This is a genomic window from Massilia frigida (assembly GCF_011682175.1).
Lineage (GTDB): Bacteria > Pseudomonadota > Gammaproteobacteria > Burkholderiales > Burkholderiaceae_D > Telluria_A > Telluria_A frigida.
Window position 1 is genome coordinate 1 of sequence record NZ_WHJG01000154.1, and the last position, 735, is coordinate 735.

Here is a 735-nt window from a genome sequence, read left to right on the forward strand (position 1 = left end):
ACCAGAAGTAGGTAGCTTAACCGCAAGGGGGGCGCTTACCACGGTAGGATTCGTGACTGGGGTGAAGTCGTAACAAGGTAGCCGTATCGGAAGGTGCGGCTGGATCACCTCCTTTCTAGAGTTGCACCGGCTATAGAGCCAATTTATTAAGCGTCCACTCTTATCGACTGTTGAATTTAGAAGAAACAGTAGCAGTGTCCAAGTCGGGGCTGTAGCTCAGCTGGTTAGAGCACCGTGTTGATAACGCGGGGGTCGTTGGTTCGAGTCCAACCAGCCCTACCAGTATGTCTTTAGATATACCTTGGGGGATTAGCTCAGCTGGGAGAGCACCTGCTTTGCAAGCAGGGGGTCGTCGGTTCGATCCCGTCATCCTCCACCACTCTACTTAACTCTTGAAAGTACAAACGTAAGTCAGCGCAATCGGCGCCTGGGTTTAGGTTTGATCTTTCAGAGATTAAAAGCTGTTTCGTTCTTTAACAATCTGGAAGAAGTAAAGTTTTAATCGAATCGTCGACAGACGGTTCGATGGGTAGTGATTGTATGTATCAAAACAAAGCAACAACGCTGTACTTTCTTATCTCTGTAACGCTCTTTTGGTGGCAACACTAAGAGGCTAACGTTATAGGGACAAGCGAATAAGTGCACATGGTGGATGCCTTGGCGATTACAGGCGACGAAGGACGTAGTAGCTTGCGATAAGCTGCGGGGAGCTAGCAAACAAGCTTTGATCCGCAG

General features: G+C 48.7%; 2 tRNA genes and 2 rRNA genes. All 4 read left to right on the forward strand.

Annotated features, from left to right (window positions below):
* A 16S ribosomal RNA gene (locus F2P44_RS34445) occupies positions 1-115 on the forward strand; the annotation flags it as partial.
* 90 nt (positions 116-205) lie between these two features.
* Positions 206-282: transfer RNA gene (locus F2P44_RS34450), tRNA-Ile, on the forward strand.
* Between the two features lie 21 nt (positions 283-303).
* Positions 304-379, forward strand: a tRNA-Ala gene (locus F2P44_RS34455).
* A 246-nt stretch (positions 380-625) separates the two neighbouring features.
* A 23S ribosomal RNA gene (locus F2P44_RS34460) occupies positions 626-735 on the forward strand; the annotation flags it as partial.